We start from the raw sequence: 22,401 nt of genomic DNA on the forward strand, positions 1-22,401 counted from the left end.
AGTTTGCCAAGACTTCTGGCAAGACGCTGGTGATTGATAACCGCGGTGGTGCGGGTGGCACGCTGGGTGCCAGCATTGCGGCAAAAGCTGCGGCGGATGGCTACAACTTCTTCATGGGCGGTACCCACCATGTGATTGCGCCCTCGGTCTACCCCAAGCTGGAGTACGACCTGGAGCGCGATTTCATCCCGCTGGCGTTGCTGGCCAGCGTGCCGCAGGTGGTGGTGGTCAACCCCAAGAAGGTGCAGCACACCACGTTGCAGGCGCTGGTGAATGATTTGCGTGCCAACCCCGGCAAGTACAACTATGCGTCCGCAGGGCCGGGATCATCCCACCATCTGGCGGGCGAGCTGTTCAAGCTGCAGACAAAGACCCAGATCACGCACATCCCTTACAAAGGCGCAGGGCCGGCGCTACAAGATTTGATAGCCGGTAATGTGGATATGCTGTTTGACGGCCTGGGCTCATCGGCCCAGCACATCAAGGGCGGGCGTATCAAGGCGCTGATGGTGGCGGGGGCGCAGCGCAACCCGGCCTTCCCCGATGTACCTTGTGCGGCCGAGTGCGGTTTGCCCGACTTCACCGTGACCACTTGGTACGGCCTGTGGGCACCCAAGGGCACGCCAGCAGCCGCGCAGCAGCAGATGCTGGAAGAGGTGCGCAAGATTGGCGCGGCCGACGATATCAAGTCGGCCTGGGCCAAGAACGGCGCTGACTATGGGCAGCTGAGCCAGTCACAATTTGCCAGCATGGTGCAAAGCGAGGTGCAGCGCTGGGCACATGCGGTCAAGGCGGCGGGGGTGAAAATAGATTCTTAACCATCAGCGCCGCTTGGCAGCTTCCCCCTTGCTCGCTTCGCGAAAGGGGGCTGCACCCTCGCTTCGGGGCGGAGTGCCTCCATCCAGGTTCTATGATGGAGCTGCACTGTTTTTGCTTTTCCTGTTTTTGAGTCTGACTGAATCACGTTGACCGACATGCATCAAGCCAATCTTTACAGCGCATTGCGCGCTGCGTTTCCTGCGGATCTTCAAAAAACGGCAGTAGAGGCCATTGAGCCAGATGGCCAGAGTCTGTATTACAGCTGGGCCGATCTGGAGCATGGCAGCGCGCGCATGGCCAATTTGCTGGCATCGCTCAATCTGCCTGAAGGCAGCCGCATTGCAGTGCAGGTGGAAAAGTCGGTGGAAGCCATGATGCTTTACCTGGCCACGCTGCGCAGCGGTCATGTGTTTTTACCGTTGAACACCGCCTATCAAAGTGCCGAGATGGAGTACTTCATCACCAATGCCGAGCCCGCCGTGGTGGTGTGCGCGCCTGGTTGCTTTGGCTGGGTGTCCAAGATTGCGTTCACTCGCGGTGTGGGCCATGTCTATACGCTGGGCACAGATCGCACGGGCACGTTGCTGGACCGCGCTGCGCACCACAGTGATGAGCATCAGGTGGTGGCCCGCAAGGCGGATGACCTGGCTGCGATTCTCTACACCAGTGGCACCACCGGGCGTAGCAAGGGTGCCATGCTCAGCCACGGCAATTTGCTCAGCAATGCGGCGATGCTCAAGGTGTACTGGGACTGGCAGGCCGATGATGTGCTGATTCACGCGTTGCCCATCTTCCATGTGCACGGCCTGTTTGTGGCCATTCACGGGGCGCTGCTCAATGGCAGTCCCATGATCTGGTTTGCCAAGTTCGAGCCGGAGGCGGTGATGGCCCGCTTCAAGGATGCGACCGTTTTCATGGGTGTGCCCACGCTGTATGTGCGCATGCTGGCCGATGCAAGGCTGGACCGTGACATGGCGGCCCACATGCGGCTGTTTGTCTCGGGCTCGGCCCCCATGCTGATCGAAACCTTCCGTGCCTGGAAGACGCGCACCGGTCACACCATTCTTGAGCGCTATGGCATGAGCGAGACGACCATGCTGACCTCCAACCCCTGCAAGCCCGATGTGCGCTACGGCAATGAGGCCGAGCGCCGTGGCGGCACCGTGGGATTTCCGCTTCCCGGCGTGGGCGTGCGGGTTCATGGGGATGACGGCAAGCCGCTGGCGGCGGGCGAGATTGGCAATATTGAAGTGCAGGGGCCGAACGTCTTTGCGGGCTACTGGCGCATGCCAGAGAAAACGGCCGAAGAGTTCACGCATGACGGTTGGTTCAAGACTGGCGATGTGGGCATGCAGGACGCACGCGGCTACTTCACCATCGTCGGGCGCAGCAAGGATTTGATCATTTCGGGGGGGTACAACGTTTACCCGGCCGAGGTGGAAGCCTTCATCAACGACCTGGCCGGGGTGGATGAAAGCGCACTGGTAGGGGTGCCGCACCCGGACTTTGGCGAGGTGGGTGTTGCCGTCATCGTGCCGCGCAAGGGCGCGCAGGTGGACGGGCAGAAGATTCTGGAGTCTCTCAAGACCCGGCTGGCCAACTTCAAGGTGCCAAAGCGCTGTTATGTGGTGGACAGCCTGCCGCGCAACACCATGGGCAAGGTGCAAAAAAAGTTGCTGCGCGACCAGTATCAAAAGGAGTTTTCCTGATCGCGCGGGCATGAGCGCAGGCCGGGGAGGGCGATTCAGTGCCCCGGCGGCCTGTCAAGCGTTGGCTTTACGCATCAGAATTGGATCCTTTGCAGGTACTTGTCTTTTGACTTGACTCCTGAAAAGTGAGCTGCTTGCGCATGCATTTGCTCAAACTCGGTCAGCAATCACTTAAAAAATAAAGCAGCTTGTACGAAAGCTGCTTTTGTTTTGTGAGCGTTACCGCATCAATTCTGTGTACTTAACGCAGCACCAGAACGGGTACATGCGAGTGTGTCAGCACGTGCTGGGTTTCGCTGCCCAGCAGCAGGCGCTGCAAGCCCTTGCGGCCGTGCGATGCCATGACGATCAGGTCGCAGTCGTGCTTTTTGGCAGCTTCCACAATCGATTCGGCCACCAGATCAGAGTGAGCGATTTGGGTGGTAACCGAGACTTTTCGCTCGTGGCCAAAGGCTTTGACACCGTCCAGCAGCGTCTGAGCTTGCTGCGTCCACTGCTCTTCGATGCGCTTGGCTTCCTTGATGTCCAGCAGGTCGCTGCCTTCCAGATAACTGCGCGGATAGTGCGAGACGACCTTCAGCGCAAGCACGCTGGCACCGCACAAAGCGGCCAGATCAAGGCCCGCATGCACGGCCTTGTCAGAGAGTTCAGTGCCGTCGGTTGCGATCAAGATTCGGTTGTACATAGTGCTCTCCTTGTTAGTTGATGGCCTCGTTGAATACAAGCATAAGTCGATTGGGCAGTTAACGGTTGATTAATGTCAAGGTCGTTATCATCTGACGTCGTTACGCTTGAAACATGTCCCAACACCCGAATATCCAGCCCCCCACGGCGGAGCACGCTGTTGCTGACACTGGTTTTCTGAACTCGCCACAGACGCTTACGCATCTGCTGGACGACCCGCAAGAATGGAGCTCATTTGGCCGCCCCGCCGGCCAAAGCTCCAAGGCTCCAATCTCCGAAAATACAGCCGAGTCCCCGGTGTGGGACTCTTTTGTAGTTTTGGAGGGCATGCACTGTGCTGCGTGCGCGCTGACTATCGAGGAGGCGCTTCGCGCTGTTCCCGGGGTTCAGGCTGCCGAAGTCAGTGCTGCAACGCGCCGAGCCCGTGTCGAGTGGCGTCCCGCCCAGGTGCTTCCATCCCAGTGGATGGAGGCCGTTGCGCGCGCCGGTTACCGCGCCCTGCCTGCGCGCGATGCCTTTGCGCGTGAGTTGCGTCAGGCCGAAACACGCCGCGCGCTGTGGCGCTGGCTGGTGGCCGGCCTGTGCATGATGCAGGTGATGATGTATGCATGGCCCGCGTACACGGCCATCCCTGGCGATTTGTCGCTGGAGATGGAAACGCTGCTGCGCTGGGCATCGTGGGTGATTTCTTTGCCCGTGGTGCTGTTTTGCTGTGGCCCTTTTTTCAAGAGCGCACTCAAAGACATTAGCCAACGCCGCGTGAGCATGGATTTGCCTGTGGCCATTGGCATGCTGATCACCTTCATCATCAGCACGCTGGGCACATTTGACCCAACGGGGCCTTTTGGGCAGGAAGTCTTTTTTGACTCGCTGACCATGTTCGTCTTCTTCCTGCTCACCGGTCGCTGGCTGGAACTGCGTCTGCGCGATCGCACAGCCGGTGCGCTCGAAGCGGTGATGAATCGCCTGCCCGATTCGGTGCTGCGCCGGCAGGCCGATTCGGAAGAATTTGAGCGCGTGGCCACACGCCGCCTGCGCGTGGGTGATGTGGTGCGTGTGCTGGCCGGTGAAGCCTTCCCTGCGGATGGGTATATCGTGCGCGGAATCACGCATGCGGATGAAGCGTTGCTGACCGGGGAATCCACCCCCGTTTTGCGTGCTGAGGGCGATGCGGTCACTGCTGGCAGCTATAACTTGGATAGCGTGGTGGATGTGCGCGTGGATAGCGTGGGGGAGGGCACCCGCTTTGCGCAAATCGTCAATTTGATGGAAAGCGCCTCGCTGCAAAAACCCACGCTAGCCCAGCTGGCCGACAAGGTGGCACGCCCCTTCCTCATTGTGGTGTTACTGGCTGCGCTGGCCGCTGCGGTTTGGTGGTGGCCTACGGACCCCGGCAAGGCGTTGATGGTGGCGGTGGCCGTGCTCATCGTGACCTGCCCTTGTGCGCTCTCTCTGGCCACGCCGGTGGCCATGCTGACAGCTGCTGGCACCTTGGCGCGCAGCGGCGTGCTGGTGCGCAATCTGCAAGGCCTTGAAGCGCTGGCTGCGGTGGACACGCTGGTGTTCGACAAGACAGGCACGTTGACCCGCGATGGCCTGGTACTGCGCGCCCTGACGCCTGCCGCAGGCCAGAGCACCGACGATGTGCTGACACTGGCTGCCTTGCTGGCCCGCCAGTCCATGCACCCGGCATCGAAAGCGCTGGCACAGGCTGCGGTGGAAGCCGGGTTGCCTGCCTGCGACTGGCTGCTGGATTCGGTGCAGGAAGTGGCCGGCAGTGGTCTGGACGCTTGGGTTCAGGCCCGTCAAGAAGTGTCGGGTAGTGCGGGTCGTCGCCGTCATCTGCGCCTGGGCTCCGCTGCGCATGTGCAGGTGACTGAGCTGGCACCTCAAGAACCGGGCCAGAGCGTGATGCTGGCCGAAGAATTGCAAGGGCGCTGGGTTGCGTTGGCCCAGTTCCACCTCAGCGAAGATGTACGCCCTGAGGCGGCGCAGGTGATTGCGGACCTCAAGCAGCAGGGTGTCAGTGTGCGCCTGCTGTCCGGCGATCGATCTGCAGCGGTAAAAGCCGTGGCCGCCAAGCTCGGTATTGAGCAGGCTAGGGGCGACTGCAAGCCGCAGGACAAGCTGGCCGCCATGCAGGCGGAGCAGGCCGCTGGGCACAAGGTTGCGATGGTGGGCGATGGTCTGAATGACGGCCCAGTTTTAGCTGGAGCGCATGTCTCTTTTGCTTTTGGTAGAGCAGTGCCGCTGGCACAATCACGATCAGACTTCGTGGTACTGGGAGACAGCCTGGAGTTAGTGCTGCAAAGCCTGTTGCTGGCCCGACGGACCTTGTCCGTGGTGCGCCAGAACCTGGGCTGGGCAGCAGCCTATAACGCGATCTCTATTCCTCTGGCCCTGATGGGCTGGATGCCTGCCTGGCTGGCAGGGCTTGGCATGGCGCTGAGCTCCTTGCTGGTCGTCGCGAACGCAGCCCGTCTTGCACGTGCGTTGCCGCTGCAGGTTGCAAATAGCAACGCGTCTGACCCCGCGCATCTTGCGCCGGGCACCGTCATGCCACTGACCCAAGGAGGCCGCTGATGGACATTCTCTATGTGTTGATACCGCTTTCGGTCGTGCTGGTGCTGGCCATCGTGGCCGCCCTGTGGTGGGCGGTTTACCGGGGTCAGTTCGAGAGTGTGGAACAAGAAGGTGAGCGCATTCTTCGCGACGATTGATGTGGCTCAACGAGCCAGATGAGAAACCAATGAACACTTTGCAAGAAATCTAAGAGGTGCCCGATGGAAGCAACAAATAACAAAGCTGTCTATTACGACGATACCGTCGTAAGGCAGTTCTCTATCATGGCCGTGGTGTGGGGGGTGGTGGGTATGGCTGTGGGCGTGTTTATCGCGTCCCAGCTGGCCTGGCCGGAACTCAACTTCGGCATTTCCTGGCTGAGCTACGGGCGTTTGCGTCCGCTGCATACCAATGCCGTCATCTTTGCCTTTGGTGGCTCGGCGCTGTTTGCGACCAGCTACTACGTGGTGCAGCGTACCTGCCAGACCAAGCTGTTCATGCCCAAGCTGGCCAGCGTCACGTTCTGGGCCTGGCAACTGGTCATCGTGGGTGCGGCTATCAGCCTGCCCATGGGCTACACACAAGGTAAGGAATACGCGGAGCTGGAATGGCCTCTGGACCTGCTGATCGCAGTGACCTGGGTGTCCTACGCCATCGTGTTCTTCGGCACCATCGGTATCCGCAAGGTCAAGCACATCTACGTGGCTAACTGGTTCTTCGGTGCCTTCATTCTGGCCGTGGCCCTGCTGCACATCGTCAACAACATCTCCGTGCCTGCGGGCTGGATGAAGAGCTACTCGGCTTATGCCGGTGTGCAGGACGCGATGGTTCAGTGGTGGTACGGTCACAACGCCGTGGGCTTCTTCCTGACCGCTGGCTTCCTGGGCATGATGTATTACTTCATCCCCAAGCAGGCCGGTCGTCCCGTGTACTCGTATCGCCTGTCGATCGTGCACTTCTGGGCGCTGATCTTCACTTACATGTGGGCGGGTCCTCACCATCTGCACTACACCGCGCTGCCTGACTGGACACAGTCCGTGGGCATGGTGTTCTCGCTGATTCTGCTGGCTCCCAGCTGGGGCGGGATGATCAACGGCATCATGACGCTGTCGGGTGCGTGGCACAAGCTGCGCGACGATCCAATCCTGCGCTTCCTGATCGTGTCTCTGTCGTTCTACGGCATGTCCACCTTCGAAGGCCCGATGATGGCCATCAAGACCGTCAACGCACTGTCGCACTACACCGACTGGACCGTGGGTCACGTTCACTCCGGCGCTCTGGGCTGGGTAGGTCTGATCACCATGGGTTCGCTCTACTACCTGATTCCCCGTCTGTTTGGTCGCGAAAAAATGCACTCCGTGCCCGCGATTGAACTGCACTTCTGGATGGCCACCATCGGCATCGTGTTGTACATCGCCGCAATGTGGATTGCCGGTGTGATGCAGGGCCTGATGTGGCGCGCGGTTAATCCCGATGGCACGCTGACTTACACCTTCGTGGAAAGCGTGAAGGCCACCTATCCCTTCTACGTGATTCGCGTCACAGGTGGTCTGCTGTATCTGGGCGGCATGCTGGTGATGGCCTGGAACACCTGGAAGACCGCCATGGCTGGCCGTCCCGTGAAGGTGGCGGTGCCTGCCTTGGTGGCCCACGCCTGAGCATTGAGGAGCAATAGCAATGTCTGATCAAAATAACGCAGCTCCCAAGAGCTTTTCCCACGAGAAGATCGAGACCAGCAACTTCTTGCTGATCGCGCTGACTCTGTTCGTGCTGGCCATTGGTGGTCTGGTGGAAATTGTTCCTCTGTTCTTCCAGAAGTCCACTACCGAAGCCGTGGCGGGCCTCAAGCCTTACACCCCCATGCAGCTGATGGGCCGCGACGTCTATCTGCGCGAAGGTTGCTACAACTGCCACTCGCAGATGATTCGCCCTTTCCGCGCCGAGACCATGCGCTATGGCCACTACTCGGTGGCGGGCGAGTTCGTGTACGACCACCCCTTCCAGTGGGGCTCCAAGCGTACCGGTCCCGACCTGCACCGCGTGGGCGGCAAGTACAGCGATGAATGGCATCGCATTCACCTGAACAACCCCCGTGACGTGGTGCCTGAGTCGAATATGCCGGCTTACCCCTGGCTTGAGACCAGCAAGGTGGATGACACCGTGGTGGCTCAGCGCATGAGCGCTCTGCGCAAGGTGGGTGTGCCTTACACCGACGCGGAAATCGCAGGTGCACAGGCTGAAGTCAAGGACAAGACCGAGATGGAGGCTGTGATCTCCTATCTGCAGGTCCTGGGCCGCGCCGTCAAGTAACAGAGGAAGGGCTGGAAATGGATATCACCACCATGCGCATCCTTGCCACGCTGGCATCGATGGCTTGCTTCATCGGCATCTGGTGGTGGGCATATGCCCACCGTAATCAGGCCCGTTTTGACGAAGCAGCTCAGTTGCCCTTCCTGCAGGAAGACTGAGCCGGTCCACCATAACGAGAACATTCCATGAGCGATTTCGTAAACAATTTCTGGTCGGTGTATGTCGCGGCGATTACGCTGATCGGCATCTTTGGCTGCTTGCTGCTGCTGATTCTGGTGGCACGCAAGAAGGTTGACTCCGCCGGAGACAACACCACGGGCCATGTCTGGGACGAAGACCTGCGCGAACTCAACAACCCCATGCCCAAGTGGTGGATGGGACTGTTTGTGATCACCGTGATCTTTGGCCTGGGCTACCTGGCTGCCTACCCCGGTCTGGGTGCCTTCAATGGCAAGCTGGACTGGAGTCAGAACGGTGCCTATGAGCGTGAAATGGCCAAGGCCAAGGCAGATCTGGAGCCCATGTACGCCAAGTTCGTCAGCATGCCCACCGAAGAAATGGCCAAGGATCCTCAGGCCATGGCCATCGGCGAGCGTCTGTTCATGAACAACTGTGCGCAATGCCACGGCTCTGATGCCCGCGGCAGCAAGAGCTTCCCCAATCTGGCGGATGGCGACTGGCTGCACGGTGGCTCTCCTGAAAAAATCAAGGAGACCATCAGCAACGGCCGCATCGGCATGATGCCTCCCATGGCCGCGGCCGTGGGTACAGCTGATGATGTGCGCAATGTTGCCAACTACGTGCTGAGCCTGTCGGGCAGCCCTCACGATGCGGTCAAGGCTTCGCTGGGTAAATCCAAGTTTGTGGCCTGTGCGGCTTGCCACGGCATGGACGGCAAGGGCAACCCCGCCCTGGGGGCGCCTAACCTGAGCGACGACATCTGGCTGCATGGCTGGGGCGAAGCTGCCATCGTCAATATCGTCAACAACGGCAAGCACAATGAAATGCCTGCCCAGAAGGAAAAGTTGACAGAGGCACAAATTGCTGTGCTGGCTTCTTATGTCTGGGGTCTGTCTCACAAAGACGGCGCTGTACAAAAGTAATGGCCATTGAAAGCGGCGCTTTGAGCGCCGCTTTTTGTTGTTTGAGTTTTCAGAAGTTTCAGAAATATTAAGGAAGATCCATGCAATCCGATAAAGGGAAGCATCGAAAGATCATTCCCATTGCACCCGCAAAGCCTGAAGGTGGCACCGATAAGGTGCCGATGTTTGTGTCGGAGAAAAAGGTCTACTCGCGCTCCATCTCCGGCCTGTTTGCACGCTGGCGTTGGGCGATGGTGATTCTGACCCAGCTGTTCTTCTATGGCATGCCCTGGCTGCAATGGGGTGAGCGGCAAATGCTGCTGTTTGATCTGGAAGCGCGGCGTTTTTACATCTTTGGACTGGTTCTGTATCCGCAGGACTTTATCTATTTGACGGGCCTGCTGATCATCTCGGCACTGGCTCTGTTTTTGTTTACGGCAGTCGCAGGGCGGCTGTGGTGCGGCTTCTCCTGTCCGCAGACGGTCTATACCGAGATCTTTGTCTGGATTGAGAGCAAGGTCGAAGGCGAGCGCAGCGCGCGCATGCGCCTGGACAAGAACGGTTGGACGTTTGAAAAAATCTGGAAGAAGTCGCTCAAGCAATTCCTCTGGATTGCCGTGGCGCTGTGGACCGGCTTTACCTTCGTCGGCTACTTTGTGCCTATCCGCGAGCTGGCCGTGCAACTGCTGGCCCTGCAAGGTAACTGGCAGATGTTCTGGGTGCTGTTCTACGCCTTTGCCACCTATGGCAACGCCGGCTATATGCGCGAGCAGGTCTGCAAGTACATGTGCCCCTATGCACGTTTTCAGAGCGCCATGTTTGACAACGACACCATGGTGGTCAGTTATGACGTCCAGCGTGGCGAGCCGCGTGCTCCGCGCACCAAGAAGGACGACGCCAAGGCGCTGGGTCTGGGCGACTGTATCGACTGCAATATGTGCGTGCAGGTCTGCCCGGTGGGTATTGATATCCGCAAGGGTCTGCAGTACGAATGCATTGGCTGCGGTCTGTGCATTGATGCTTGTAACTCCGTCATGGACAAGATGGAGTACCCGCGCGGGCTGATTCGCCTGACCACGCAAAACGCGATTAACCGTGCGTGGAAACATGCCCAGGTGATTCGCCGCATCTTCCGTCCGCGTGTGCTGATTTACACGGCGGTGCTGGTGTTGCTTAGCACGGCCATGATTGCCAGCCTGGTGATGCGAGAGCCGCTGAAGGTGGACGTGATTCGTGACCGCGCTGCGCTGTCGCGCATTGTGGCGGGCGGCAAGCTGGAGAACGTCTACCGCCTGCAGATCATGAACGCCACCGAGTCCGAGCAGCGTTACCGCATCAGTGCAACCGGGCTGGATCATCTGGAGGTGGCGTCTGAGCAGGAAGTCGTCGTTGGCCCGGCCGAAACACGCGGTATTGCAGTGCGTCTGCAGATTCCGTATGGCTCGGCAGAGCCTGGCTCGCACCCGGTTTACTTCAATCTGGATGCGGTGAAGGCCGGGTCTGGAAAGGTCTCTGAAAAGACCGTTTTCCTGGTGCCACGCTAAAGCATGCGTGACCTCAGAAATGCATGTCTGAGGTCACGCAAGGACATCGCCAATCGGCAACAATTTACAAAGCATGCCAGCCGCGATCTGGCATGCACTGCAGAATCACTGAATAAGAGGTTTCATCATGTCGGCAGCTCAAGCCAAGGCCCCGAAAAAGGTCAAGATCATTCACCCCGAGGATGGCAAGCCGTGGTGGAAATTTGCCCATGTCTGGCTCGTGATTTCAGGCCCTTTGGTGGTGGTGATTGCGGGCGTGGTGACGGCCTATATTGCAATGAGCAAGCCTGATCCCGTGATCGACCCTGACTACTACCGCCATGGTCTGGAGATCAACCAGCGCTTGTCCGAGAACGAGAAAAGTCTGGCCCCGGCCATCACCGGCCGCAACCATGCGGCTACACCCGCCAAGGATCACCCGACGGACCGCTGAAGTCGTCGCAAGACTTCTATCCCAAGGCCGCTTTGCGGCCTTTGTTGTTTGCGCATTAAAAATGTGAGCGTTTAGCGACTTATCTACTTGGGTTGCAGGAATGAAAGGGCTTGATATCAATTAATTACAAGCGCTAGATGCTCTTGAAATCATAGTGATTCAGGGTTTTCCGCCTTGGTGCATGCCCGCGAAGCGGTGTCTGAAGTCACAACACTTGTGCAAAATACGATCAAACCCACGATCCAAGGAGATTCGCGATGGAAGCTCGACGCTGGATATGGATTGTCTGGCCCGCATTTCTGGCGGCAGCAATCATGGAACTGGTGGTATTTGCCTTTGTGGACCCGCTGGATATGCACTGGCTGGGCTCACCACTGGAATGGTCGCGCAGCGCCATTTATACCGTGGCCTTTTTTGCCTTCTGGGTGGTTTCAATCATCGGCGCTCTGATGACGGTCGCGCTGGGGCGCTCGGCCAGTGACTTGAACGGCGGTATTGTCTCTTCCCCGCAGCCTGAGTAAGGCGAGCTGCAAAAACAAAAGGCCCGCCAATGCGGGCCTTGCTTTTGGAGTTCACGCTCAATCAGCTCTGCATTGCTGGCTGTTGACGATGCGCTTGAGTGCCTCGGTATCCAGAATGCGCAAGTGGCGCTGCTTGACTTCCACAATGCCTTCTTCGGCAAATTTGGAGAAGGTGCGGCTCACGGTCTCAAGCTTGAGGCCCAGGTAGCTGCCAATTTCCTCGCGCGTCATGCGCAGCACCAGCTCTGACTTGGAAAAGCCACGGGCAGCCAGGCGCTGCACCAAGTTCAGCACAAAAGCGGCCAGACGCTCTTCAGCGCGCATGCTGCCCAGCAACAGCATCACGCCGTGCTCGCGCACGATTTCACGGCTCATGACCTTGTGCACGTGGTTTTGCAGGGCTGTGACCTCGCGCGAGAGCTGCTCAAGCTTGTCAAACGGCATGACGCAGACTTCAGCGTCTTCCAGCGCCACCGCATCGCAGGTGTGATGGTCGTTGACGATGCCATCCAGACCAATGATTTCGCCCGCCATCTGAAAGCCTGTGACTTGATCGCGACCGTCTTCGGTGGCGACGCTGGTCTTGAAAAAGCCGGTGCGAATCGCGTACAGCGAGGTAAAGTCTTCACCGTTGCGAAACAGAAGCCCGCCGCGCTTGATCTTGCGGCGCGTGGCCACAATTTCGTCAATGCGCTCCATTTGTTCATCGTCCAGGCCCATGGGCATGCACAGTTCACGCAGATTGCAGTTGGAGCAGGATGCTTTGATGGTCTGAAGATTCATGGGCTTTTAGCAACGGCACAGACAGACTTTCAATAAGAGCGTCGCGCCGGTCATTGACCTCGTGTTTGGTAATGAGATGGATCAAATTGTCGCAGCACTTGCCTTGCTGTCTCTTGATTTTCATCAAGGACAGGGTGAATGCCTTGAGGCACATTGCTCATATTCATTCAAAAATATGCGCTTCTGCCTCTTTATGGTGATGTTTTCAGGGCGACATGCCTTTGTTAATAAATACTTTTGAGAGGTGCGGGCGCACACTGACGAGTAGTTATGACCGCTGTCACGCCCGAGTTGCTGAGCCGCTTTGATATTCCTGGGCCTCGCTACACATCGTTCCCAACAGCCGACCGTTTTGTTGAGGCTTTCGGTGCAGATGACTACATCCTGGCGCTGGAGCAACGCAAAGCACATACAGGTGCGCGCGCCTTGCCTTTGTCAGTTTATGTGCATGTGCCGTTTTGTGAGTCGCTTTGCTACTACTGCGCCTGCAACAAAATCGTCACCAAGCACCATGAAAAGGCTGCCGAGTACCTGGACTATCTGGCACGTGAACTGACCATGCACACCGCGCATTGCGGCAAGGGCCAGGTTGTGAGCCAGTTGCACCTGGGAGGAGGTACGCCGACGTTCTTCAGCGATGCCGAGTTGCAGCAATTGATGGCGTTGATGCGTGAGCATTTCAAGCTCGATACGGCAGGCGAGTACTCGATTGAGGTCGACCCGCGGACCGTCAGCAATGAGCGCTTGAAAGTGCTCAAGGACATGGGCTTTAACCGCCTGAGCTTTGGCGTGCAGGACTTCGACCCCGCCGTACAAAAAGCTGTGCACCGAGAGCAGCCCGCCGGGCAGGTCTTTGCCCTGGTGGCCGAAGCACGCCGACTGGGTTTTGTCTCCATCAATGTAGACCTGATCTACGGCCTGCCAAAACAGACGCCGGAGTCGTTTGCGCGCACGCTGGCGCAGGTCAATGAGCTGAGGCCTGATCGCATTGCACTGTATGCCTATGCCCATCTGCCAGAGCGCTTCAAGCCGCAGCGCCGCATTGAATCGGCGGATCTGCCCATGGGGCAGGACAAGCTCAACATGCTTTCGGGCGCGATTGATGCTTTTATGAGCGGTGGCTATGTGTATGTGGGCATGGATCACTTTGCGCTGCCCACCGATTCACTGGCTATTGCAAAACGTCAGGGCCGCTTGCATCGCAACTTTCAGGGCTATAGCACGCAGCCAGACTGCGATCTGATTGCACTGGGTGTCTCGGCTATCGGCAAAGTGGGCGCGACTTACAGTCAGAACGTCAAGACGCTGGAAGAGTATTACGATTCGATAGATGCCGGTGTGTTGCCTGTGCAGCGTGGGCTGGCGCTGTCGCGTGACGACCTGGTGCGCCGCGCCGTCATCATGTCCATCATGTGCCAGGGCTCGGTGCTGTTTGAACCCATGGAGCAGGCCTGGCTGATCAACTTCCGCGAGTACTTTGGAAGCGAGCTGGCTGAGCTCGAGGCGATGCAGGCCAATGGGTTGATAGAGCTGTCTGACGAAGGCTTCAAGGTCACGGGACTGGGCTGGTTTTTTGTGCGTGGAGTAGCCATGCTGTTTGACCGCTATTTGCAAGCGGACAGAACCCGTGCACGGTTTTCACGCATCATCTAGCGCATGTTGTTTTCGCTGGTCTGGACTGCTTTGATCATGGGGCTCGTAGGTGGGCCCCATTGTCTTGTGATGTGTGCTGCACCTTGCAGCGTGGTGGCGGGTGCGCGCCCTTCCAGTGCCGCAAATGCTGAGCAAGTCATTTCGGTGCACGGCTTGCAAAAGTGGCAATGGCTGCGCACCTGCATGTTCCATCTGGGCCGCGTTGCGGGCTACGCCTTGCTGGGCAGCATTGCCGCTGTCGCCATGGAAAGCCTGGCCTGGCTGACGAATCAGGCGACAGCGCTGCAGCAGTTGTGGGCATTGATGCATGTGGCTGTCATGGCCTGGGGTCTTGCCATGCTGGTGCAGGCGCGCCAGCCCGTGTGGCTGGAGCGTGCTGGTCGTTCTGTGTGGGCCAGAGTCCAGCCGCTGGTGACTGCACCAGGGGGAAGTCTGGCTGCAGGCTTCGCCTGGGCGCTAATGCCTTGCGGTTTGCTGTATTCGGCGGTGCTGGTCGCAGCTTTGAGCGGCGGCGCCTGGCAGGGGGCGTTGTCCATGACAGCGTTTGCCATTGGCGGAGCGGTGTGGCTATTGGCTGGCCCATGGCTGTGGCGACGTGGGCAGTCGCATGTCAATGCATTGCGAGCCCAGTGGGGCACCAGAATTGCGGGTTTGATGCTGATTGGCGTAGCCAGTTGGGCTTTGTGGATGGATTTGGTCTACAAACCCAGCCTTTGGTGCCGATAAGTAACGTAAGCAGGTCTGTTGGGCAGTATTTGCCTCCCAACAGACCCTAGTGATGTTTCTGTAGTCACAGAACTGCGGAATAATGTGTCATCTTGTGTTCAGCATTTAAAGTGAATCGTTTCGTCGCTATTGATATAGGGCAACTGCGTATAGGCATGTATGTTCAATTGGAAACCGGATGGTTGCGCCATCCATTTCCCGTCAATAGTTTCAAGATCACGACCGCAGAGCAATTGACGGCACTCGCTGGGCTCAAGCTCAAAGCCGTACAGGTCGACCTCTCCAAAAGCGATGTGCAGGATGCTGAATCTGTACAAAGCGATAGCTCTCCCGCTAACCCCACAGGAGCTGCAGATTCGTATCGCAGCGATACAGAGGTCTGGCGCGACAGAGTTTTGGCGGTGCAGTCCCAGTTTCTGGGTGCGGTCTCTGTTTTTGATGAAGTACAGGCGCAACTGCCCGCAAGCCCCGAGTCTGCGAGAGCTCTTACGGATACGCTGGTGGTGCAGCAAGTTGTCAAGCTAGCGCAGGAGCGCGACATCAGCCTGCATTTGCTGGCCGATGCAGGCGGTGCCACCTTTGGCATTCATGGTGTCAATGTCGCAGTGCTCAGTCTGCTGTTGGGCAAGACTCTGGGGTTGCGCAATGAGGTTCTGCAGGACTTGGGGACTTCAGCCTTGTTGCACGACATTGGCAAACCGTCATTGAATATTTTGGCCACAGCCTGCGCATTCAATCAAGGTTCAGCGGCGGTGCTCCTGCGAGAGACGGCATACGCACGGCATGTGGGTGAGTCGGTCGCCTTGGCTATGAGCATGGGTTATACGCCATCAGTCACCACCGCGATTGCGCAGCACCATGAATGGGCTGATGGCTCAGGCTTTCCCTTGGGATTGCTTGAAGCCGATATGGATATAGCAGGGCAGATACTGGCGCTGACCAATAATTTTGAGCGACTGTGCAATCTGCCTGAGCTGGGCAATGAAATGACGCCGCATGAAGCCATCGCAGCGCTTTATGGCCAGTACCGCCAGCGATATGCGCCTGATGTGCTCAAGGCTTTTGTGCAGACGCTGGGCGTGTACCCGCCGGGCTCATTGGTAGAACTCAGTGATGGACGATTAGGCGTTGTCGTCTCGGTGAACACCAGTCAGTCGCTTAAACCTCAGGTGTTGACATATGACGCGCTTGCCCCGCAAAAAATGCAGCATGTTGATCTGCTAGTGCATGTCGGCCTGGGCATTCGTCGTGGCCTGACACGTAATCAGGTTCCTCGTAAAACCTTGGAAGTCCTGCAGCCGCAAAGGCGCTTGTGCTACTTTTTCGATAGTTCAGCAGTCAAGGCTGCCGAGAAAGATTCTTTGTGATTTCGCAGCAGAGCATGCATTTCGGTCCGCTGCTTACATCCATGCTGGATGGTCTGCAGGAGGCCGTCTGGTTGCTGGATGCACAAACACTCAAAGTTGTGCATGCCAACGCGGCCAGCGTTCCGCTCACTGGCTATACACCGCAGCAGGCACAGGATCAGTATGTCGATGTGCTTTGTGCATCGCTGGTGCAAAAAGCGTTCTGGCAAGATTCGACGAACTGGGCAGGGGGTGCGAAATTTCTCACCGAAATTTGCCGTGCTGATGGTTCTTTGATTGCGGTGGAAATGGGCGTGCGCAGTGTTGATCAGACATCGCATTTGCTGATGCTCACGATGCTGGATCGAAGCGAACAGCTGCAGCACGAAAGCAAGCTCGACATGCTGCTGGCAGAGCTGCGAGCGACGCTGGAGTCTGCGGCCGACGGTATGCTAGTGTGCGATTTACGAGGCGGAATTCGCGCCTTCAATCACCGCTTCGCGGATTTGTGGCAACTGCCTGAGGCACTGCTTGTGCAAAGAGATGACACTGCCATCTTCGAGCATATGCAGGCCCAGACGGTTAGCAGCGAGAGTCAGTTCACCTTGCTGCAAGAGACCTCAGACTTGTCTGCACCTGAGACCTCTGAGGTGCTCATGCTTTACGGCGGGCGGGTGCTGGAGCGGCGCTCTGTGCCTCAGCTCAGCCGAGGCGTTGCCATCGGTCGCATTTACTCCTATCGAGATATTACGGTGGAGTCATGCTCCGCTACAGAATTGCGGCTGGCTGCGCGGGTGTTTGAGTCCAGTATGGACGGCATTTTTATTGCCGACTCTCATGGATCCATTGTTCAGGTCAACCCCGCTGGGGTGGATTTGCTGCATAACAAGCCGGTTCTAGGTTTGGCTGCCTGGACCTTGTTTGAGGCCGACAGTGGCCCGGTTTCTGATCTGCTTGAGCTGGCGACAGCTCGCTGGGATGTGGGCAGCTTCTGGGAAGGCAATCTGTGGCTTAAGCAAAGCGATGGTCAGCGCTGCGCGGTCTGGTTGTCATGGGTGGCGTTGCGTGATGGCTATGGCCGTCTGGTCCAGAGCATTGGCTTTATGCGCGACATGACCATGCAGCGCAGTGCTCAACAGCAGATTGAGCAACTGGCCTATAACGATGCGTTGACGGGCTTGCCTAATCGCCTGAGTTTGAGCCGCCATGTGCAGACGGCCATTACGGCAGCGCGCTTTACCCAGCAGCCTTTCAGCATTCTGTTTCTGGATCTGGATCGCTTCAAAATCATCAATGACTCTCTTGGTCACGATTTTGGCGACCGGGTTCTTAAGCAAGTCGCCCAGAAACTCAGTGGGTTGCTGCGCCCCGCAGATGTGCTGTGCCGCCAAGGTGGCGATGAGTTTGTGCTTTATTTGCATGACTGTACGGGCGAGGGCGCATCGGCAGTGGCCGGGCGCATTCTGGAAGAAATGCGCCAGCCCTTCATGCTCGACGGCCTTGGCTTTACGGTGCAGTGCAGTATCGGCGCGGCGCAGTTTCCTGCAGATGGGTTGACGCTGGATGAGCTGATTCGCCAGGCTGACATTGCTATGTATCGCGTCAAAGAACGTGGTCGCGGAAACTTCAGTTTTTATCAGCCGCAGATGAGTGCTGGCTTGCTCTCCCGAATGAAGCTGGAGCATGCCATGCGTCAAGCTCTGGACAAGGGTCATATGGCGGTGCATTTTCAGCCGCAGGTGCATATTCGCTCAGGGCGCATTGTGGCTGCCGAGGCATTGCTGCGCTGGACAGATCCAGAGCTGGGTGTGATTTCTCCGGGGGCCTTTATTCCTTTGGCTGAAGAGTCTGGCTATGTGGTGGCATTGGATGCCTGGGTGCTAGAACAATCGGTGCGTGAGGCTGCGCACTGGCTGGCGATGGGCTCGCCCGTCAAAGTTTCTGTCAATGTCTCTGCGCTGGAGTTCAGGCAGCCAGATTTTGTCGATCGCTTGACCCGAGTGCTTGAAAACAGCGCTTTGCCAGCGCAGTGGCTGGAGCTGGAGCTGACCGAAAGTATCTTGCTGCAAGACGCACAGGAGATGGCATTACGCGTACACCAGATTGCGCAACTGGGTGTGGGGCTGGTTATCGACGATTTCGGTACAGGTTATTCCAGCTTGGCCTATCTGAAGAAACTGCCCATTTCCAAGATCAAGATTGACCAGAGCTTTGTGCGTGGCCTGCCGCATGATGCTGGGGACAAGGCCATCGTCGGTGCCATCATCAGCATGGGGCGGGCGCTGGGTGTTGAGCTGGTGGCAGAGGGCGTGGAAACACAGGCGCAGTGCGAAGCGATTGCGCAGCTGCAGGGCGACTACTTTCAAGGTTATCTGTGCTCGCCAGCCGTGCCTGCCGAGCAGTTCAGGTTGCGGCTAACCCAAGGAGAGGTGGAAGAAAGTGCTGACGCCGTTTCTTTCCTTCCGGATAACGATGGGTGCGGTCTCCAGACACCAGGCTTGCAGTAATCAGATCTGCTCTCAGTTTTGATAAGTTATCAATCGTCTGATTTGACGATGCATGCCTTGCGTAGCTTCAGCACAATTCCTCTCTTTCCATGGGCCGACTTCTTGGCGCACGGTGTTGAGTCAATATGAATCAATAAAAACCGCGCACAGCGTTGAGCAGCTGCGCTGTGCTTGATGGGCCGATTTTTTGAGATATCCAATGCCCAAGAGCGATTACGTCACATTCGATTTCTATAACTGCATTTCTTCTGGTCAAGGAGCGCACACAGGATTTGCGGTGCCGGGTGGCTCTGACGTGGTGGCCGCTCCTTCGCGGGGTGCAGCCCCTGGTGTTGAGACTGAATTAATCAGTAATCTGATTGCCGCGTTGTATGAGGTGGCGTCTGCGCCAGAGAGCTGGAAAGCCTTTCTTGAGCTGTTGCGCTCCAGTGCCTGTGGCAACTATGCCTCGCTTATCGTTCGCGATCCTCATGGAGACAATGTGGGCTGGGTGATCTCCGCCTCTGGCGGGCGCGTGAATGTGATTTCGCATGACCCGTATGCGCACTGGAGCCCATTTCTGGGAGTGGCTAAAGACAAGGTGCTCACCTTGCAGGACGTCATGACAGCGTCTGAGTGGAAGGCTTGCCGTTACTACACTGACTGGTGCAAAGACATTGATATTGAGCACATTCTGGCGGTAGATGTGGTGACGGACAATGGCTGTGCCTATGGTCTTCGTATTACGAGGTCAAAGAAGGCAGGAGCTTTTGAGATTCGCGAGCTGGACTTGGTGCGTATGCTAATACCGCACTTCAAGCGTGTGCTGAATATGCAGTTGAACCTGCATAGAGACCGCCAAGTCATCTCGCTTTATGGACGTGCTACGGCTCAGTTGATGATGGGGGTTGTTATCCTTGATCAGACCGGGCGGATGATTGAAGCCAACCCTGCTGCAACCTCCATTCTGAATGTAGGTGATGGCATTCGCGTCAATAACGGTACGCTAGAAGCCGTGTATGCCAATGACAATCGCAAGCTCCAGCGTTTGATTCGAGATGCTTTGCTATTCCCGAAGTTGTCGAGAGTTTCTATGACCGAAGGTATGTCTATCACTCGTCAGTCAGGTCAGCTGAACTGGGGTGTGGTTGTGCAAAGCATTTCACCGGATGAGTGGACTGAAGGAAAGCAGCGCCCCAGCGTGGCGGTCTTTTTGCGCGACACAACTGGCAAGGCTGAGCCACCTGCCAAACTGAATCAACAGCTCTTTCATCTGACACCCGCAGAAACCGCCGTTGCCACGCATCTGAGCAATGGCCTGTCGCTGGAGGAGGCTGCAGAAGCGCTTGGTATCAAGCCCAACACGGCGCGTGCCCATTTGCGCTCCATCTTCTCCAAAACAGGCGTGCGCAGGCAGACCGAGCTAGTTCGACTTTTTCTTAATAGCGTGGCCTGGCTGGGTAACCATTGAGTCGCGAGAAAAAGAAAAGGCCTGCATGGTACGGGCCTTTTTGTAGGGGCTAGTAGCTGTTTTGATCAACAGCTGCTTGAAGCATCAGATGTCTGGAAAAGCCAGTCACCACCTTTGCGAAATTTGCTACTGCTGTTGTAGCAATAAATCCTTTTTGAACAAGGCTTTCAAGACCTGTGGCTTACTGGCTTCTGGAAGTAATCCAAAATTACTCCAGAACTCGCGGATTGTGTGGGTCGGAAATCAGCATGCGCTTTGCAGTGATATCGCGCGGGTCCAAGTTGCGCATAGTGGTCTTGATATTCCTGTGTCCAGCCAAGGCTTGAGCGAACTGTTCGCTATATTGTTTCTTGTAAAGCCAAATTGCCAGAGTCCGAATCTCTCGGCGTGTTGGCGGGGCCTGCCTGCCTCGACTTTCATTCCTGTCTTGTTGCGCGCAGCAGCGAATGCCTCGGTGGCTGTGTGCATCAATGGATGGACCAGCTAGATAGCTTGCTCCGCCCGTGCGGTGGTGCACAGGGACGTCACTCGGCACGCCAAGGGTGTGGCACTTTGCAATCACATACAGGCCTGCATCATCGCAACATCGCCGTGGCGCTGAGATGTTACCAAGGCCAACTCCATCGCCCGCTTGCCCATAGCTTTTAGAGCCAGTAATTCACAAGCGCTGGGCTAAAACGATGTCGATCAAACCGATGGATTCAGCAGATTAGGGCTTTGCATTGTGAAGGCAGTGAGATTCGTCTGCTGGGAGGGCCTCACAGCTAGGTTTTTCGCTAGGGCGGTGAATGCCAGCGCTGCGAGCTGTACCGCGATGACGGTTAAGAATTTCAGGGCAACCTTGATTTCGCCCAAGGTGATGATGTTCTGGATAGGTGTCTTCAAGAATGAAAAAAGCCCGCGGCGGCGGGCAGGACTTACAACTTTTTGGGCTTCTTACGACCTGACTACGGTAGTCATTTGTATGAACGGGAACTGGCGTTATTTGCCAGCGGTCACTTCGCTGGATGTCTCGATATGCAGCTATTCAGAGGCAAGCGTTCATTGAATGCCACCGGATGTGAGATCTGCAAATGCCAGGTGATTTCTTGAATTTCATTGACTTAGCATAGACCTATGTTCCATGAAAGGAGATCAGTCATGAAATCGCTATCTGCAGTTTCTGCTGTTGCATTGCTAGTGGTTGCTGGTGCATTGAGCGCTTGCAATGACAAAGTACCTAAGCCAGAACTCGAAAGCAGGCCGCCTGCTACAGGGGGTGTGGAAAGCCCAACGCCGTTGCCTGCACCTGGATCACAAGTTCCAACACCTGAGCCATCACCTGCAAACCCTGGTGCGCCTAGTCAAAGCCAGTAGTACATATGGGCGTGGGATAACGCTTGCGAATTTTGCGCCTTCACTGGCCTAAACCTAGGTGATGATGTTGAGAGGCATAGGGCTCCAGAACCCAAAGAGTCCGCTCAGTGGCGGGCTTGAATGAAGAGATTTGCCGCTTGCAAAGACGCAGATTAGTGGCGCAGGTTTCTGGCTTGTGAATTGAGGGTGTGCAGAATTTTGTGTAAACGGACAATCCACTGCCGGCGCAAGTCGGCCTGTCTGTAAGCACCATGAGCACAAAGAAACACGACATACCCGAAGAACTGCTGTCTGGCCTGCTGGCCAACTACAAGAAGCCCGAAGACTTGATTGGGGAGAATGGCCTGTTCAAGCAGTTGACCAAGCTGTTGGTCGAACGTGCCCTGGATGCTGAGCTGACCGAGCATCATGGGCCATGAACGTAACGAGGCAGTTTCCAATTCTGCTGGCAACACCCGCAACGGCAAGAGCAAGAAGACCCTCAAGGGCGATTTCGGCGAACTGCCCATCGAGGTGCCCCGCGACCGCCATGGCAGCTTCGAGCCACAACTCGTCCCCAAGCACCAGACCCGCAGGGCGGGGTTCGACGACAAAATCATCTCGCTGTACGCCTGTGGCATGACGGTACGTGAGATACAGGCACACATTGAAGAGATGTACGGCACCGAGGTCTCGCCCAGCCTGATTTCCTCGGTGACTGATGCCGTGGCTGATGAAGTGAAGGCTTGGCAGGCCCGGCCCCTTGAGCCTATTTACCCCATCGTGTACCTAGACTGCATCCATGTGAAGGTGCGTGAGGGTGCGGTACGGGTCAAGGCGGTGTACCTGGCCATTGGCATCAACATGAGAGGTGAGAAGGAGATGCTGGGCCTGTGGCTGGCGTAGACCGAGGGCGCCAAGTTCTGGCTACAGGTAG

Annotated in this window: 18 protein-coding genes and 1 pseudogene; 17 read left to right on the plus strand and 2 right to left on the minus strand. The window is 57.1% G+C overall.

Going from position 1 to position 22,401, the window contains the following annotated elements; genetic code table 11:
* Together HF327_RS21130 and HF327_RS21135 are read left to right on the plus strand one after the other, a co-directional pair.
* Positions 1 to 818: Bug family tripartite tricarboxylate transporter substrate binding protein (locus HF327_RS21130; protein ID WP_198462327.1), on the plus strand; the 818-nt coding region annotated here is incomplete at its 5' end.
* A 156-nt stretch (positions 819 to 974) separates the two neighbouring features.
* A complete protein-coding gene (locus HF327_RS21135; protein ID WP_198462328.1) occupies positions 975 to 2,528 on the plus strand; it encodes a malonate--CoA ligase in 1,554 nt (517 codons plus the stop codon).
* Between the two features lie 241 nt (positions 2,529 to 2,769).
* Here the strand turns inward: HF327_RS21135 and HF327_RS21140 are convergent, their stop codons facing one another.
* Positions 2,770 to 3,213, minus strand: a complete 444-nt coding sequence (locus HF327_RS21140; protein WP_198462329.1) for a universal stress protein — start codon at positions 3,211 to 3,213, stop codon at positions 2,770 to 2,772.
* A gap of 113 nt (positions 3,214 to 3,326) precedes the next feature.
* Between HF327_RS21140 and HF327_RS21145 the strand changes: the two genes are divergently transcribed.
* The 9 genes from HF327_RS21145 (at position 3,327) to HF327_RS21185 (ending at position 11,664) form a co-directional block, all read left to right on the plus strand.
* Complete coding sequence (locus HF327_RS21145) at positions 3,327 to 5,795, plus strand: heavy metal translocating P-type ATPase (RefSeq protein ID WP_236024337.1); 2,469 nt, start codon at positions 3,327 to 3,329, stop codon at positions 5,793 to 5,795.
* Complete coding sequence (gene ccoS / locus HF327_RS21150; protein ID WP_099736580.1) at positions 5,795 to 5,932, plus strand: cbb3-type cytochrome oxidase assembly protein CcoS; 138 nt, start codon at positions 5,795 to 5,797, stop codon at positions 5,930 to 5,932. Before HF327_RS21145 ends, ccoS begins: the two co-directional genes overlap by 1 nt.
* A 63-nt stretch (positions 5,933 to 5,995) precedes the next feature.
* Positions 5,996 to 7,432 carry a cytochrome-c oxidase, cbb3-type subunit I gene (gene ccoN / locus HF327_RS21155; RefSeq protein WP_198462330.1) on the plus strand — a complete coding sequence of 479 codons (1,437 nt, stop codon included), beginning with the start codon at positions 5,996 to 5,998 and terminating at the stop codon, positions 7,430 to 7,432.
* Positions 7,433 to 7,451: 19 nt separating this feature from the next.
* The gene (gene ccoO / locus HF327_RS21160; RefSeq protein WP_099736582.1) at positions 7,452 to 8,084 is read left to right on the plus strand and encodes a cytochrome-c oxidase, cbb3-type subunit II; all 633 of its coding nucleotides are present in this window, start codon (positions 7,452 to 7,454) and stop codon (positions 8,082 to 8,084) included.
* A 17-nt stretch (positions 8,085 to 8,101) separates the two neighbouring features.
* Entirely contained in the window at positions 8,102 to 8,242 is a 141-nt protein-coding gene (locus tag HF327_RS21165; protein WP_099736583.1) for a cbb3-type cytochrome oxidase subunit 3, read from the plus strand.
* A gap of 27 nt (positions 8,243 to 8,269) precedes the next feature.
* The gene (ccoP, locus tag HF327_RS21170; protein ID WP_198462331.1) at positions 8,270 to 9,187 is read left to right on the plus strand and encodes a cytochrome-c oxidase, cbb3-type subunit III; all 918 of its coding nucleotides are present in this window, start codon (positions 8,270 to 8,272) and stop codon (positions 9,185 to 9,187) included.
* An 80-nt stretch (positions 9,188 to 9,267) separates the two neighbouring features.
* Positions 9,268 to 10,710: a cytochrome c oxidase accessory protein CcoG gene (gene ccoG / locus HF327_RS21175; RefSeq protein ID WP_198462332.1), complete on the plus strand. Its 1,443-nt coding sequence runs from the start codon at positions 9,268 to 9,270 to the stop codon at positions 10,708 to 10,710.
* A gap of 127 nt (positions 10,711 to 10,837) precedes the next feature.
* Complete coding sequence (locus tag HF327_RS21180) at positions 10,838 to 11,143, plus strand: FixH family protein (RefSeq protein WP_198462333.1); 306 nt, start codon at positions 10,838 to 10,840, stop codon at positions 11,141 to 11,143.
* 257 nt (positions 11,144 to 11,400) lie between these two features.
* Positions 11,401 to 11,664 (plus strand): hypothetical protein, encoded by a 264-nt coding sequence (locus tag HF327_RS21185; RefSeq protein WP_198462334.1) that lies wholly within the window; start codon positions 11,401 to 11,403, stop codon positions 11,662 to 11,664.
* Positions 11,665 to 11,721: 57 nt separating this feature from the next.
* Here HF327_RS21185 and fnr read toward each other — a convergent pair whose 3' ends face one another.
* Positions 11,722 to 12,447: a fumarate/nitrate reduction transcriptional regulator Fnr gene (gene fnr / locus HF327_RS21190; protein WP_099736588.1), complete on the minus strand. Its 726-nt coding sequence runs from the start codon at positions 12,445 to 12,447 to the stop codon at positions 11,722 to 11,724.
* A 270-nt stretch (positions 12,448 to 12,717) separates the two neighbouring features.
* On the opposite strand from fnr, the gene hemN reads away from it, so the two are divergent.
* The 6 genes and pseudogenes from hemN to HF327_RS21220 all read left to right on the plus strand — a co-directional run.
* Complete coding sequence (gene hemN / locus HF327_RS21195) at positions 12,718 to 14,100, plus strand: oxygen-independent coproporphyrinogen III oxidase (protein ID WP_198462335.1); 1,383 nt, start codon at positions 12,718 to 12,720, stop codon at positions 14,098 to 14,100.
* Between the two features lie 3 nt (positions 14,101 to 14,103).
* The gene (locus HF327_RS21200; protein ID WP_198462336.1) at positions 14,104 to 14,826 is read left to right on the plus strand and encodes a sulfite exporter TauE/SafE family protein; all 723 of its coding nucleotides are present in this window, start codon (positions 14,104 to 14,106) and stop codon (positions 14,824 to 14,826) included.
* Between the two features lie 110 nt (positions 14,827 to 14,936).
* Positions 14,937 to 16,193 carry an HD-GYP domain-containing protein gene (locus HF327_RS21205; protein ID WP_328701957.1) on the plus strand — a complete coding sequence of 419 codons (1,257 nt, stop codon included), beginning with the start codon at positions 14,937 to 14,939 and terminating at the stop codon, positions 16,191 to 16,193.
* A gap of 14 nt (positions 16,194 to 16,207) precedes the next feature.
* Positions 16,208 to 18,679, plus strand: a complete 2,472-nt coding sequence (locus HF327_RS21210; RefSeq protein WP_198462337.1) for a sensor domain-containing protein — start codon at positions 16,208 to 16,210, stop codon at positions 18,677 to 18,679.
* Positions 18,680 to 18,878: 199 nt separating this feature from the next.
* Positions 18,879 to 20,129, plus strand: a complete 1,251-nt coding sequence (locus tag HF327_RS21215) for a helix-turn-helix transcriptional regulator (protein ID WP_198462338.1) — start codon at positions 18,879 to 18,881, stop codon at positions 20,127 to 20,129.
* Positions 20,130 to 21,736: 1,607 nt separating this feature from the next.
* Positions 21,737 to 22,367 (plus strand): annotated as a pseudogene (locus tag HF327_RS21220) (IS256 family transposase); the annotation flags it as partial.
* Between the last annotated feature and the right edge of the window lie 34 nt (positions 22,368 to 22,401).

The sequence above is a fragment of the Comamonas suwonensis genome (assembly GCF_012844455.2).
Taxonomy (GTDB): Bacteria; Pseudomonadota; Gammaproteobacteria; order Burkholderiales; family Burkholderiaceae_C; genus Comamonas; species Comamonas suwonensis.

Coding starts and splice junctions, on each gene's coding strand:
- HF327_RS21135 (WP_198462328.1), top strand. CDS start 975: ATGCATCAAGCCAATCTTTACAGCGCATTGCGCGCTGCGTTTCCTGCG.
- HF327_RS21140 (WP_198462329.1), bottom strand. CDS start 3,213: ATGTACAACCGAATCTTGATCGCAACCGACGGCACTGAACTCTCTGAC.
- HF327_RS21145 (WP_236024337.1), top strand. CDS start 3,327: ATGTCCCAACACCCGAATATCCAGCCCCCCACGGCGGAGCACGCTGTT.
- ccoS (WP_099736580.1), top strand. CDS start 5,795: ATGGACATTCTCTATGTGTTGATACCGCTTTCGGTCGTGCTGGTGCTG.
- ccoN (WP_198462330.1), top strand. CDS start 5,996: ATGGAAGCAACAAATAACAAAGCTGTCTATTACGACGATACCGTCGTA.
- ccoO (WP_099736582.1), top strand. CDS start 7,452: ATGTCTGATCAAAATAACGCAGCTCCCAAGAGCTTTTCCCACGAGAAG.
- HF327_RS21165 (WP_099736583.1), top strand. CDS start 8,102: ATGGATATCACCACCATGCGCATCCTTGCCACGCTGGCATCGATGGCT.
- ccoP (WP_198462331.1), top strand. CDS start 8,270: ATGAGCGATTTCGTAAACAATTTCTGGTCGGTGTATGTCGCGGCGATT.
- ccoG (WP_198462332.1), top strand. CDS start 9,268: ATGCAATCCGATAAAGGGAAGCATCGAAAGATCATTCCCATTGCACCC.
- HF327_RS21180 (WP_198462333.1), top strand. CDS start 10,838: ATGTCGGCAGCTCAAGCCAAGGCCCCGAAAAAGGTCAAGATCATTCAC.
- HF327_RS21185 (WP_198462334.1), top strand. CDS start 11,401: ATGGAAGCTCGACGCTGGATATGGATTGTCTGGCCCGCATTTCTGGCG.
- fnr (WP_099736588.1), bottom strand. CDS start 12,447: ATGAATCTTCAGACCATCAAAGCATCCTGCTCCAACTGCAATCTGCGT.
- hemN (WP_198462335.1), top strand. CDS start 12,718: ATGACCGCTGTCACGCCCGAGTTGCTGAGCCGCTTTGATATTCCTGGG.
- HF327_RS21200 (WP_198462336.1), top strand. CDS start 14,104: ATGTTGTTTTCGCTGGTCTGGACTGCTTTGATCATGGGGCTCGTAGGT.
- HF327_RS21210 (WP_198462337.1), top strand. CDS start 16,208: ATGCATTTCGGTCCGCTGCTTACATCCATGCTGGATGGTCTGCAGGAG.
- HF327_RS21215 (WP_198462338.1), top strand. CDS start 18,879: ATGCCCAAGAGCGATTACGTCACATTCGATTTCTATAACTGCATTTCT.